Origin of the sequence: Paenibacillus sp. SYP-B3998 (assembly GCF_010820665.1) — a bacterium.
Lineage (GTDB): Bacteria > Bacillota > Bacilli > Paenibacillales > NBRC-103111 > Paenibacillus_E.
Genome location: NZ_JAAIKC010000003.1, coordinates 270,099 through 282,999 on the forward strand (window position 1 = coordinate 270,099; position 12,901 = coordinate 282,999).

The window sequence follows — 12,901 nt, forward strand, 5'->3', positions numbered from 1 at the left end:
GCACCCCTATTCGGATTTGTTTACTTCATAAATTTTTTCTAATTTATTTGCTGTCGCCTTCCAACTGAATCTGCGAATGACATCTTTTCTGGCTTGTTTTGCCAGCTTTTTAGCGATTAGAGGATGTTGGGCAATGGTGATGATTTGTTTAGCAAAAGCTTGGGGACTAAGGTAATTCGTTACTAAGAGACCGTTGCTTCGGTGGTCAATAATCTCAGGAATACCACCGTTTCTAGACGCGACTGTGGGGATTCCGGAGGCCATGGCTTCTACATTGACTAATCCAAAAGCCTCGAGCTTTTGAGAAGGACATACAAAGCAATTTCCAGAAGCGTAGAAGTTCGGCATTTGACTGCGCGAAACGTACCCTTTGAAGGTCACAGGAATATGAAGTGAGGCCGCTAAGCGTTTCAGATACTGCTTGTAGCTCGGATGTCCTGTTCCACCGGCAATAACTAACTTTACATGAGGGACTGATTTTCTAACGATTTGAGTCGCTTTCATCAAAACAGGGATGCCTTTTTGAGGAATTAATCGGCCTGCGAAAAGGATAACAAAGGGTTTGCCAACGGTTTTTCGCTGTTCACGCGGCTTGAATTGATCAAGGTCAACCCCGAGATGAACGAAACGGACTTTGCTGCTATGGGCGGGGAATTTCTTTTTAAGATGATTTTGCAAAGACAGACTATTGCCTACAATCAGGTCAGCACCATGTAGTTCAGAGTTTGCCTTTGCTTGAGAGGTCATAGGAGGCGATATGAAGGTCGCTGAATGTAAGAAAACCGAAATCTGTGTGTTTGGGAATATTTTTTTGACGGCAGGAACAAAGCTTGGTCGGTTGTCAATCTGAATGACATCGTATGGATGTCCTTTAATTGTTGTGAGTACGTTGGCAAGATAGGCTTTTGGGGTTGTTCCAGCAACACGAATGATCGTGACATGACCGTGACTGCTTTTTTCAGGATAATTTGAGCGCCATCGACTAACGATGGTAACGGTGTGTTTTGTCGATATTTTTCGTGCAATCTGATAAATACAATGCTCTACAGAGCCTCCGATTGGAGGAGGAACAGGGATTTGTTCCGGTGCAATGATTAAAATACGCACGATTCAATGCCCACCTCTTTCAGGATGTTTCTTATCATCCACATATCATATTCATGGTGGATAAAGGGACTTGGAGCAATGTCTAGGGTTTGCATTAAAATTTTTTCATTATGGATAGCTTGCGAGAGCAACCCAAAGCATAATAGAAGGCTGTAGAAAGGATATCAAAAATGGGTAAGGGACAGTGGCCCGATGGCTGATAAGATAAGAGGAAATAGCTTACAATTAACGCAGAAAACCCTATACTACTCAGGTCCGTCGGACCCAGCGCTAAGGCGCCTTCGAGCAGTGTAGGGTTGGTTAAACGAAGATATAAGGTTTAATACTAGGCCGTGTAAACAACTTGTAGAGCAGCTTCAATACGTTTGTGGTCAGCAGAAGTAAGTTTTACATCTGCTGCACGTAAATTTCCTCTTACTTGCTCCGCTGTTTTAGCACCGACTAAAGCCACGCTTAGACCAGGTTGTGCCAGCACCCATGCAATGGCTAGATGGCCAGGTGTTGTGTCTTTTTCAGCTGCAATCGCTTTAAGCTCCTGCACGAACTGGAGATTACGAAGAAAAGCATCGCCTTGGAAAAGGGCGTTTTTGGCACGGAAGTCGCCTTCGGGAAATGTCGTACCAGGCGTCATTTTACCTGAGAACAACCCGTGACCAAGAGGTCCGTAAGCAAGTACGCCAACTTGACTATCGACGCAGTAAGGCAAGATTGTTTCTTCGATGTCTCTCCGAAGCAAGTGGTACGGTGGTTGGAGTGTATGCAAAGGGGATATCTTTCTGAAGGCCTCCATGTGTGATACATCGAAATTGGATACACCAATAGCTCTAATTTTACCAGCTTGATAAAGATCGTTCATCGCCTTGGCGGATTGTTCCATGTCTGTCTCAAGATCCGGCCAGTGTATCTGATACACGTCAATATAATCGGTCTGCAAACGTTTCAAACTTAAATCAACTTCTCGCATAATTGAATCGTAAGTACTATTCCGGCTAACTGTTCCAGCTTCATCCCATACAAGACCGCATTTGGTAGCGATTAGAACTTCTTTGCGACGAGAGCCAAGCGCTTTAGCTAGTAAAGCTTCAGAATGGCCTTTTCCATAAACCGGAGCTGTATCGAATAAATTAATTCCACCATCTAATGCGGCCTGAATAGCTTCAATCGATTCTTGATCTTGAACAGGGCCCCAAGCATCCCCGCCGATAGCCCAAGAACCGAAGCCGAGTACGGACGCTTCCAAACCAGATTGACCTAGTTGTCTTTTTTCCATCGGTTTAATCCTCCCATATTGGCATATTTATCCTAGTCAGCCGTGATAACCGCTTGCTTAGAATTATAGGTCAATCGAGGATTTGAGAAAAGTAGGCAAAAAAAAGTGATTTAATCAAGCAACAGTTACCTAGTATCCGAAAGGTAAGTAGGGAGAGGGCTTCACTTAACTGCGATTATACGATTTGGGTAAATTGGAAGGAATTTCATTACTTTTGTCGAAAGCATTGTAGCATACAGTCAGAACAAATAAGAAGCACTTAAGTAGGGGGCTGGCTAATTTGGGTTCAGCTTTCTCTTTATGGAACCTTTCTGCAGATAAGCTATCAAATCGTAACTGCTAGCGTACCTTCCGGAAACATGGGAATTATTCACTTCTAAGGATTCGGAATATTATCATCCCCTTTGGCCGGTTACGATCATTTTTGAAGCCGTCATGAATACGTTAATTATCCTTTACATGCGCGATTTGGATTCCCTATTTTATCGTATCGGAGAGAGTAAGAAACACATTTGTCAGATAAAAGCGAAAGGAGCTCCGCATGAATAATTTCGGAGTTATTATCTGTATCGTACTCGTTTTCGTCGTTACGTTATATCTCGGCCCGCTTGGTGTTTTATTCTTGCTTGCTAGCTCATTTGCCCTAATTTGTAGTAACTATTTAAGAAATAAAGCCATTCATTCCGATTTACAGAAAATTAAAGAGAAATTAGGCATTGTTGAGAAAGATGAGTTTAATTTGACAAATGCGGAAATTGAGCAAGAATTGGAAGCTTATACAGCAGGGCAAGACAGAGATGAGACGAAAAGTAGGCACGAGAAAAACGAATGAGGAGAGGCTAGACACCAGCGACTTGGGAGTAGATTAGGGGATAGTTATACTCGGCAAGGCCTTGAGAACGGTAAGTACAAGTCGAGTGAAGCACCTTAATTTCCTTTATCAAAATATGAACTTCAAAAACCGGAGCAGCGAATATGGCGACTCCAGTTTTCTAATTGGATTTGGAGGGTTCTCGTACATTCACCTATGAAGGCTGAACAAAGAGCTTGAGAGAAGATCACCACAGAGGCGCTTGGCACAATGAATATGATGTTTGGCCCTACTGAACTTGCCCTGGTAACCGTACAATCCGCGGGGACGACACAGTCGTCCAATCCCGAGTATTTTGCTGGAAACGTGTAAATAAAATTTTAGGAATCAGTAAGTTTTATTTAAGTTTCCGAAAAATATTTTTATTGATTGGATGCATGGTAAGAAAGTCTAGCACAAGTAAAGAATCATGAACAAGGTGTTACCATACTTACAACGATAATGGGTAGTTTTTTAGCTTACTTTCAAAGGATTGGGGTAAACTGGACCATTAGAGTTTCCGAATAATACAATTTCAAATCTTCTGCAAGCAGCTTTAGTTGGATCATTAACTCCGCATTCTAAAGCTCCCTCATCAACACAAACAATTTGAGACAATACGCCATTTTTTAGTTCCAACACATAAGGATCTCCAACAGGACAAGTGCCCCATTCATCATATTGATGATTTAGAGTTTTTAATTGTTGAAATCCAGAACCGTCATCAACCCATACTGTTATCGGTCTTCTCGCAGTATTACAATTATTAATCATTACTTTACTATAACCCACTGTTGGTGTAGTCGTATGATTAGTTTGAGGTGGTTGGGATCCTTCAAGATATGTGCCTGTGCTAGGAGTCCAAATTAATGAACCTCCTTCGAACCGTTGGATTGTTCCTCCATTATAACCAGGTCGTCCTTCTTCTTCACTAATGGGAAAACCAAGTGAGCCTAATTCCCCGCCTAATTCTTGCCACTTTGCCCTCATACCTGGATATACCACGTAGGCACGATCATGACCCTTTTTGTAGATTATTAATCGATCTTGATGGCTATCAGGATGTCGGAAATAAATGTACCCTCCACGTCCTCCAATAGTCGGTTTTTCATCGGAAAGAGGGTAGCCAAAGTCTAATATCGTATACTGTTTATAAATCTCCCAAATTGGGCCCCACACCGCAGCAATAGTATTTTGCCCAATCAAATTTATCCATATTATAATCCCATTCTGAAAATACTGATAAACCCCAGAATTATTTTCTATAAGGGAACCATCTGAAATAGGATAACCAAGAGGGCTTCTTTCCCACCCAAGACTTGCCCACTTCTCACGTGGAGGACCCATTATAGAGTGAGCTTTAGTTTTAGGATGAAAATAAATAGACCAATCAAAAAGACCTCGATAATGTCGATAAAATCCAGCTCCGTCTGGTGTAGGAGACACAGGTGTAATAGGAGTACCTTTTACCCCTTTACTAATCATCTCATCATATTTACGATTAATCCAATCAACTTCCGTGAAAATCATCCAAGGAGGATGGCTCGGTACAACGGGTGTATTCGGACCAATCGGTCTATTTGAATTTATGGGATAATAATACCACCAATAGGGGGAAATCCTATATATTTCTCGATTCAAGGAACGTACCTCCTTAACTTCTTTAATGTTTAAAGCGCTTGGCTGGGCTTCCATAAGTTTAAATTATTCGACAGACTATGTTTTGGAAAATTGTCCCTTATGGTTTAATAATTCCACATAATGAGATGTGGAAAGTTCCAAAAGTTTGTTACCAATGTTACCTAATCAAATTTGAATCTGTAAAAAAATGTTTATCAACTCATATTCTTAATTTGACTACAGCTCAAGTAGAGCAAGGGTTTTTGATTGATTTCGCTCTGCGAAAGTTGAGTAAATAACAATCGGCAGAGGAGAAACGATTAAAATGAAAATGAAAAAACATAGTGGTGTGATGCTTACTTGGACAGCAGTGTTACATACGGTAGTCGGAATTATCGTTTACTGGCAGCAGATCACTAATATCGCGAATGACGGTTTTATAAACGCGATTGATCCCCAACTGCATGCCGGTAGAGCTGCTGCTTTTTGGTTTTTGATGTTTGGTATTCTTTTGTTTATGCTTGCCAGCTTGATGAACTGGTTTATTCAGATCAAAGGGACGGAAGTACCGCAATTCGTCGGTGTCCACCTGCTGGCGCTTAGCTTGATTGGCGTATTATTTTTGCCGGTATCTGGCTTTTGGCTCGTCATTCCGCAGGCAATCATTATCATGCGCAAGTAAGCGTCTCAATCTTTGTCGCATAGCGTGCTTGTATCAGACGCGCTCTAAACTTTACCTTAATTGGTTTGAAGTTGTTTCAGATCGAGATCTTAGTACGAGAAATGCAGACAAATATAGGTTTCAAAAAAATCTCCTTATCATGGTAATAAGGGGGAAACTTCATCCTATTAACTGTTTGGAGTCAATGGCTAAGCTGACTGTGAGCTTAACAATGGCTGATCAACAAGATAAAGTGTAGATATCATTTGCAGGGCCATTTCTAATTGAAATGGTTTTTTGCTGTTTTTAAAACCACAATGCTTCCAACCGAATGGAAAGGGGGTGAAATGGTGCATGCTAAATGGTGTATGATGCTCATGTTACAACGATCGTGGAGGTGGATCTCATGATCCCAAATGGAAGAAGGGGAATGAAATTGGTGGGACCTGAAGTGAAGCTTTAACATAAACAAAATGGGAGGTAAGTTGTAGATGAAATTTTTCATTGATACGGCCAATATCGGGGATATTAAAAAAGCATATAGACTCGGAGTACTATCTGGAGTAACAACGAATCCATCCTTAGTGGCCAAAGAAGGTGCGAAATTCGAACATCGCATAGCTGAAATTTTGCAGCTCGTTCCAGAAGTTGAATCGGTGTCGGCCGAAGTAACACCAGAAGCGATTACGGCTGAAGAGATGATTGCGCAAGCGAATGAACTGATTAAGATTAATAACGGAGATAAGCATATCACAATTAAACTGCCCATGACTTTGGATGGCTTGGAAGCATGCCGTTATTTAACCAAAAAAGGCGTAAAAACCAACCTCACCCTTATATTTACGGTAAATCAGGCACTCCTAGCTGCTCGTGCAGGCGCTACCTATGTTTCTCCATTCTTAGGCCGCTTAGACGACATTTCCGAAGATGGCGTTTTGCTGGTAGCCAAAATTGCTGAGTTGTTCCGCATTCATCAGCTAGATGCACAGATTATTGCCGCTTCTGTTCGGCATCCTGATCATGTCACTCGCGTAGCAATGGCTGGCGCGCATATTGCCACCGTCCCTTACAGCGTAATAGAACAGTTGTCAAAGCATCCCTTGACGGATCAAGGCATAGAGAAATTCGCAACAGATTGGGGGAAAGCTCCAAGAACTACTTAGTAACAAATATGACCAGTCTCTTCTTTTAACGCTCTTGCGTAGCCGCGGGAACCCCTCCTAGAAAATAAACTGGGAGGGGTTTAAACGTAGTAGCTTTTCATTAAGCTAAAGACCAAATCGCTCGATTTGATCCCATAGCTGTTCACGCTGCAAAATTTCCTTTTGTTTAGAACCTATGAGATCAAAATGTGGATAGGGAAGCCGGTGGTGGATATAGAGAAGATTCAAACCATTGGCTATACACCAATCTGACAAGCGATCCATGTCAGAGCAGCCTACCTTGGTTACCGTTCGGATACCTTCAAATCGATCATCTAACCAGTAGTGTGTTAAAAAGGCGATGTCCCCTCGGGTAACAGCTTCCTTCCATGTTCTCAGTTCTTCTCTTCGGATGCCAAATGCCATCTAGATTTCACCCTTTAGCTGCAATGTTGATGAATCAAGTATAACATGATTGTTCCGGTTGATCTGAATCTAGATCCTCTTTGAATAGAAAACTTCGATTAGACAATAGAGGTAACTTCAATAATGATGCGTATAATCCAAACGGGATTTACCCCTCATCAATTCATGGTCCATTTGAGAGTGGAGCGACCTAAATTATTGATTCGCTGTGGTTATCTGAGCTTGAAGGAAGTTGCTTACCAAGTAGGGTTTGCAGATCAGGGACATTTTAGCAAAGTTTTCAAGAAATTGGTGGAAATAACTGCTGTGCAATTTCCTTCCTTGCATTAGCTCCAAATGCCAATACACTGAAATGTTGTACAAACATAGGCAGAAGCAGGGTTTATCATGCTTCTTTTTTGGTTACAAAGAAATAATAGGATATTTGTATTGCTTCGTACCCATAGAAACAAGTAGAATAGATAAGAAGTACTAAATGTGCGACTCGTAGGAGTTTTAGGGAATAGGAACCTTTTCTTCACAAACGACCATAAGATCAACCAGTTCACTACCCACACGAAAATAATCGGTTTCATAGAAAAGGGGAAGTAAGAAGTGAGAGTAAATTTGAATTTTACGAACAAAGGAAAAGTGGTCATCGAGAATTTTAACAACGAGGAGTTGCTCGAGATTTTCGGGAGATACATTAACACACTTACGAAGAAGTATGCGGTTGATGTTACCGTTCCTGTTGAAGCCAATCAAGCTATTGTTGCCGATGGCAATTTCAAAGTTATTTTATCGAATGTAAAATGTGATGTTGAGACTTTCTTTAAAGAGCTTGGCCGAGATATTAAGGTTCCTTTGAAGAAAAGAACGGATGGAAAATTAGAGAACGTATTTAAAATAGAGGTAATTGAATAAAGTCTGCGGAGGCGTTTATGCTCAGTTTTGAAGAAAAAATAGCCGTGTTGGAGTCTTTCCCGGAATTACAGCGTAAAGAAGTTTCGCTTGGACGCATTAATTTCCATTATGAAGAAAGCTCCTATGATAAGAAAATTGTCGCTTATCACATTCATCCGAATGGTAACGGCTTTGTGTACGCTGCTTACGTAAAAGGTTATGCTGTGGATGATAAAGGGCTTGTGAATATTCGTGAATATTCCGCAGATGAGCTTCGTACGATCGTAGAGAAATCGATCCAATCCTTGACCCGCAAAAAGGCAGAGAAGCATGCCATTAGCCAGGAACTAGCAGAGGAACGTTGGATCGACGGGGAGAATCAGATTCTTAGGCTTACACATGTGGATGAGCTGTGGTACGTCTATGATGGCGATAACCTCGAATCGGCCTTTGAGACATACGAAGAAGCTGAACAATATATGTTAGAAGAAGGTTTTACTCAAGTGAAATAAAGGAAGGCTGCTGAACAGGCAGTCTTTTTTTATTTGCAAAAAAACAGTCATTCCCTTCATCGGGTATTTGAATGGCAACTGGAGTAAATATTAGAGCCATGCTTCATTTTTTGATATACTATAAGGATTAGAAGATGTAGGGGGCAGCATTACATGACGACAATGAATTCGAATGTTACTCCTGAACAGTGTGACGACACGTGTGAAGGTTCAATGAATGTCTTGGAAGTTAAGCAAAGAATGATCACGGACGATACCGCGGTTAATTTATCTGATGTGTTCAAAGCATTAGGGGATCCTACGCGAATCAAAATCATATATGCACTACTGCAGAGCGAGCTCTGTGTACATGATATTACCTTAGTGCTTGAAATGGGTCAGTCAGCTGTTTCTCATCAGCTGCGTTATTTAAGGAATCTCCGTATTGTAAAGCGAAGAAAAGTGGGCAAAACCGTTTTCTACTCGTTAGATGACAGTCATATTGAACAGATTTTTTCACAAACCTTGCAGCACATCAAGCATACTTAGTAAAGCTATTGGGGGATTATTCATGTGGGGCATTAAATCAAAGGAAAAGTTCTTGGCAAATTGGCAGGTGAAAAGAGCAATGGGGAAGAAGAAATATGTGCTGATTTATGGTTTTTTTGGATTCGGTATTTTGTTAGCCATTCTTTTTAGCGCGATTGAACTCATTACAAGCGCAACCATTGCTACTAATTATTTATTTGCTCGAATCATTGTGTTACCGACATGCGGAATTATTTTGTTAAGTAGCCGGTGGGAGAGTCAAGAAAAGAAATTTGCTAAAGAGATGTATCTAAAAACTCAGCGATAAGACCCGCATGCTAAATACCTATAATTCCAGAAATACCTTCCTAAGTCGTGGCTACGATTTATGTGAAGGTATTTTTCTATGGAAGCAGTTACCAAATATGAGAAAGGAGAATACATTAAATGTATCAGTAAGCCGCGGCGAGATAGGAGGCTTATAAATGATTGAAAGAACGCTTTATTTATTTGACGGGATTCATAAATCCTCGGTAAAATTAATCATTGAAAGTATAATGAAAATTAACCAAGCGGATGATGAAAAAGATAAGAAAGAAAAAGAGTTCAAGCGAGCTCCCATCGATTTGATCATAAATAGTAATGGCGGCAGTGTTTACGATGGGCTTGCATTGATCAATGTTATTGATAATAGCAAGACGCCAGTTCATACTTACGTATATGGTCTTGCGGCTAGTATGAGCTTATTGATCGCTGTGAGTGGTCATAGGAGGTTCTCAGGCAGGTTAAGTACATTTATGTACCACTCGGTTTCCAATCATATCGGAGGCCATCTGAACCGCCTGAAGAATCGCCTTGATGAGACACAGAGACTGCAAAATATTTATGATCAATACCTATTAGCGAAAACAAAATGCCAGATCGAGGATTTATTACAAGTACAGGAGCATCAACGAGATTGGTTCATCGGTCCGGATGAAGCAGTGGGGCTAGGTATTGTTGACGAAATTATTTAGTGATAAAGTTAAGGAAGGTTGTCATCCAACAAATACAGACTATATAAGGTGAAGGCGATGAAAATAGCTTTTTTTGATTCAGGGATTGGCGGAATAACCGTTTTAAATGAAGCCATGAGGCAGCTGCCTCATGAACAGTATTTATATTTTGCAGATACACTTCATGTCCCGTACGGGACCAAATCTAAGGAAGAAGTCCAACAATTTGTTGAAAGAGCAGTTGATACGATAATAAAGTTAGATGTAAAAGCGCTCGTTATTGCCTGTAATACAGCAACGAGTATAGCCGTTACTAAATTAAGAAATACCTACGATATACCAATTATAGGTATGGAGCCGGCAGTTAAACCCGCATTAGAAATGAATCGTTCAACGGGAAAAAGAGTACTGGTGCTGGCGACGCCTTTAACGCTCAAACAGTCCAAGTATGCAGAGTTGATTTCACGTATTGATGACCACAAGCTGGTGGATTCACTTCCTTTACCTGAACTGGTTCAATTTTGTGAAGACCTAAACTTTGAAAGTAAAGAAATCATTGATTATTTTACGAAAAAGTTTAGCGAGTTTGATCTCCGTTTATTTGGCACAGTCGTTCTTGGATGCACGCATTATCCGTTTTATAAGGATATCTTAAGGAGAATATTGCCTAGTGCGATTCAAATTGTAGACGGAAGTGCTGGTACCGTAAAAAGATTAACCCAATTACTAAAAGATAAGAGTCAACTTGAGGAAACTGGAACGACAAGTGTTACATTCATGTGTTCGAATGATGACCAAGCGTACATACGGAAAATGGAAATAGCACTTGAGACGCTTAAAAAATGAGAATGATTTCCTTAATTGTATCCAAATAAGTCCTCACAGATAAGTGGCATGCTGCTGCTGCAGTATGCTTTTTATGTTTGGTAGGTAAAAAAAGAATCGTGTGTGGGAGCCAAGAACAGATGAGGCCTGACACTCGGGGTATTTGTCACAACAACCTGCGATACCGCTTAATGGAGTTGTTGAACAATTGAAAAAGAATTATAATGTGCTTACTCCTATTGCAGAATATTGAAAGATATAGGGTATCATACAAATTCTTTTCACTTTAGTTCGGTGATTATAATAAGGAGTGACAATAAAATGAGCACAATAACGAAAGGAATGGCAATCGGTCCCCCACGTTTTGCGATTGCGATTCACGCGTTGGTGTGGTTAACGCAGAGTGGAGGCGTATTATCCAGTTCAATCATTGCCTCTCAAGTGAACTCGCATGCAACATTTTTGCGGAGAGTTCTGCAATCCTTGGCGCAAGCAGGACTGGTAGAGGCCCGAGAAGGACGGGAAGGCGGTTACATGTTGGGAAAGGCATCCTGTGAAATTTCTTTAGCTGATGTTTATATTGCCGTAAAAGCTGAGTGTACGGGGGCCGTCGTAGAGGTTGATTGCGGTGAAACCGGTAAACAGTTGGACAAGGTACTAGAAAAATTGCTAGCAGACGCAGAGCAGCATACCATCGCCTATCTTCGTCAGTTTTCCATTGCTGACGTAATGGCACGTGTTGATTTTTTTGCAGATAACCGTGTGGATTCCTAGCCATTGCTATCAATGAGATCTAAGCTAATGCTTTGTATCTTTTACTTCCGCCCTTGACAAAGTCAACTGTAAACATTATTATTACAGTATAGCTATCGAGAACATACAGATGATTGTTTTTTATATCATTAGACAGGCGGTGTAGAGACATGACATTAGAGATAAGCGATTGGGTGCAGGGTAAAACCGAAGCTGGAGAATTAATTCATGGTTACATTGAATCTATACATGAGCTACAGGGATATGTAAACGTACAAGTTTTGAAATCAGACAATGAAGCGGCCATAGGAAAGCCTGCTTTTGTGCCTATACAGCGGCTTAAAAAATTGGCTGATATCTCATTAGAAGCTAAAGAGCAGATCAATATGCTCATTGATATTGCATTATTAACGCGAGATGAAGCGTGGTTTATAGAGCTTACGAGCCAATTGAAATTGAAACAAGAAAAAAAGGGGCCAGAAGAAAATTCTGCTGCGTTCCCCGATGCACCGTCAACAAACCGTTTAGGTTTATCTGGTTTAAAGTGAAGAAGGGTTAGAACAAGCCCATGTGATTTGGCCCAAATATAGGAGACACTTGTTTCGTACAAGGTCTCTTTTTTTTGTTTTTTTTAAAAGCAGGAAGGAGGAAAATCACAGCGAATTCCATAAACACGATTGAAAAGCTAGGCAAATGGGTTATTTCATACCCAATGTCCAAAGTGTTATAGGTACAAATTTGGTCTTTTGAGAACTGACCTAACGTTTAATAAGATCTGCACTTTCAAATTAGGAGATGACTTAGATGATTATTAGAGAAATGCAAGTGGATGAAGCTGGGAAAATTAAAGAAATTGACCGTTCAGAAAGAATTGACTTGATCTATGTAAATAATAAAAATGACGGACTGAAAGAAATAAAAGCGGGACACGAATGTCCAACTTGGAGTCTTGAAGAGTTAGATCAGTTGATAAACCGTTTTAAATTTGAGGTTACGAATGGCGGAAAAGCGTATGGCGCATTTGATAAGGACTGTCTTGTTGGATTTGGTGTGCTTGGACATAAATTTAGAGGTACGAATAAAGATCAACTTCAAATAGACCTCATGTATGTGACGAGAGCATTTAGAAGACAAGGTATTGGAAGGCAATTAATGGATGAATTAAGCAGAGAAGCAAGACATAGAGGAGCCCGATCCTTGTATATTTCATCGACTGAAACAGAATCAGCTGTTAATTTTTATAAGAGCAGCGGAAGTGAGTTGACTACTGAGTTAGACGATGAACTTTTTGCCTTAGAGCCTAATGATATTCATATGATTAAGAAATTATGAGCAGCGCTCCCAAGAAATA

At 40.6% G+C, this 12,901-nt stretch carries 17 protein-coding genes and 1 pseudogene; 14 read left to right on the top strand and 4 right to left on the bottom strand.

Going from position 1 to position 12,901, the window contains the following annotated elements; all coding sequences use genetic code 11:
- Positions 1-6: 6 nt before the first annotated feature.
- Positions 7-1,107 (bottom strand): glycosyltransferase, encoded by a 1,101-nt coding sequence (locus tag GK047_RS30145; RefSeq protein ID WP_163946114.1) that lies wholly within the window; start codon positions 1,105-1,107, stop codon positions 7-9.
- A 325-nt stretch (positions 1,108-1,432) separates the two neighbouring features.
- On the bottom strand, positions 1,433-2,377 hold the full coding sequence (locus GK047_RS11665; RefSeq protein ID WP_163946118.1) for an aldo/keto reductase: 945 nt from the start codon (positions 2,375-2,377) through the stop codon (positions 1,433-1,435).
- A gap of 457 nt (positions 2,378-2,834) precedes the next feature.
- Here GK047_RS11665 and GK047_RS30605 point away from each other — a divergent pair.
- Both GK047_RS30605 and GK047_RS11675 read left to right on the top strand, forming a co-directional pair.
- A pseudogene (locus GK047_RS30605) lies at positions 2,835-2,900 on the top strand (DUF2569 family protein); the annotation flags it as partial.
- 18 nt (positions 2,901-2,918) lie between these two features.
- The gene (locus GK047_RS11675) at positions 2,919-3,209 is read left to right on the top strand and encodes a hypothetical protein (protein WP_163946121.1); all 291 of its coding nucleotides are present in this window, start codon (positions 2,919-2,921) and stop codon (positions 3,207-3,209) included.
- Between the two features lie 492 nt (positions 3,210-3,701).
- Here the strand turns inward: GK047_RS11675 and GK047_RS11680 are convergent, their stop codons facing one another.
- On the bottom strand, positions 3,702-4,757 hold the full coding sequence (locus GK047_RS11680) for an LGFP repeat-containing protein (protein ID WP_205516715.1): 1,056 nt from the start codon (positions 4,755-4,757) through the stop codon (positions 3,702-3,704).
- A 421-nt stretch (positions 4,758-5,178) separates the two neighbouring features.
- Here GK047_RS11680 and GK047_RS11685 point away from each other — a divergent pair, with 421 nt between their 5' ends.
- Both GK047_RS11685 and fsa read left to right on the top strand, forming a co-directional pair.
- On the top strand, positions 5,179-5,529 hold the full coding sequence (locus tag GK047_RS11685; RefSeq protein ID WP_163946127.1) for a DUF6463 family protein: 351 nt from the start codon (positions 5,179-5,181) through the stop codon (positions 5,527-5,529).
- A 470-nt stretch (positions 5,530-5,999) separates the two neighbouring features.
- Positions 6,000-6,671 (top strand): fructose-6-phosphate aldolase, encoded by a 672-nt coding sequence (gene fsa, locus GK047_RS11690; protein ID WP_163946131.1) that lies wholly within the window; start codon positions 6,000-6,002, stop codon positions 6,669-6,671.
- 105 nt (positions 6,672-6,776) lie between these two features.
- On the opposite strand, the gene GK047_RS11695 is transcribed toward fsa, so the two are convergent.
- On the bottom strand, positions 6,777-7,076 hold the full coding sequence (locus tag GK047_RS11695) for a hypothetical protein (protein WP_163946135.1): 300 nt from the start codon (positions 7,074-7,076) through the stop codon (positions 6,777-6,779).
- 123 nt (positions 7,077-7,199) lie between these two features.
- Between GK047_RS11695 and GK047_RS11700 the strand changes: the two genes are divergently transcribed.
- The 10 genes from GK047_RS11700 to GK047_RS11745 all read left to right on the top strand — a co-directional run bounded on the left by GK047_RS11700 (position 7,200) and on the right by GK047_RS11745 (position 12,882).
- On the top strand, positions 7,200-7,406 hold the full coding sequence (locus GK047_RS11700) for a helix-turn-helix domain-containing protein (RefSeq protein ID WP_163946138.1): 207 nt from the start codon (positions 7,200-7,202) through the stop codon (positions 7,404-7,406).
- Between the two features lie 264 nt (positions 7,407-7,670).
- The gene (locus GK047_RS11705) at positions 7,671-7,979 is read left to right on the top strand and encodes a hypothetical protein (RefSeq protein WP_163946141.1); all 309 of its coding nucleotides are present in this window, start codon (positions 7,671-7,673) and stop codon (positions 7,977-7,979) included.
- A gap of 17 nt (positions 7,980-7,996) precedes the next feature.
- Positions 7,997-8,470 (top strand): hypothetical protein, encoded by a 474-nt coding sequence (locus tag GK047_RS11710; RefSeq protein WP_163946146.1) that lies wholly within the window; start codon positions 7,997-7,999, stop codon positions 8,468-8,470.
- A 162-nt stretch (positions 8,471-8,632) separates the two neighbouring features.
- On the top strand, positions 8,633-8,998 hold the full coding sequence (locus tag GK047_RS11715) for an ArsR/SmtB family transcription factor (RefSeq protein ID WP_163946762.1): 366 nt from the start codon (positions 8,633-8,635) through the stop codon (positions 8,996-8,998).
- Positions 8,999-9,020: 22 nt separating this feature from the next.
- The gene (locus GK047_RS11720) at positions 9,021-9,305 is read left to right on the top strand and encodes a hypothetical protein (RefSeq protein WP_163946149.1); all 285 of its coding nucleotides are present in this window, start codon (positions 9,021-9,023) and stop codon (positions 9,303-9,305) included.
- 157 nt (positions 9,306-9,462) lie between these two features.
- Positions 9,463-9,993 (top strand): ATP-dependent Clp protease proteolytic subunit, encoded by a 531-nt coding sequence (locus tag GK047_RS11725; protein WP_163946152.1) that lies wholly within the window; start codon positions 9,463-9,465, stop codon positions 9,991-9,993.
- 57 nt (positions 9,994-10,050) lie between these two features.
- Positions 10,051-10,818: a glutamate racemase gene (gene murI / locus GK047_RS11730; protein ID WP_163946155.1), complete on the top strand. Its 768-nt coding sequence runs from the start codon at positions 10,051-10,053 to the stop codon at positions 10,816-10,818.
- 300 nt (positions 10,819-11,118) lie between these two features.
- Positions 11,119-11,571: an RrF2 family transcriptional regulator gene (locus GK047_RS11735; protein WP_163946158.1), complete on the top strand. Its 453-nt coding sequence runs from the start codon at positions 11,119-11,121 to the stop codon at positions 11,569-11,571.
- A gap of 149 nt (positions 11,572-11,720) precedes the next feature.
- Entirely contained in the window at positions 11,721-12,098 is a 378-nt protein-coding gene (locus GK047_RS11740) for an IDEAL domain-containing protein (RefSeq protein WP_163946160.1), read from the top strand.
- Positions 12,099-12,354: 256 nt separating this feature from the next.
- Complete coding sequence (locus GK047_RS11745) at positions 12,355-12,882, top strand: GNAT family N-acetyltransferase (RefSeq protein WP_163946164.1); 528 nt, start codon at positions 12,355-12,357, stop codon at positions 12,880-12,882.
- Positions 12,883-12,901: the final 19 nt, after the last annotated feature.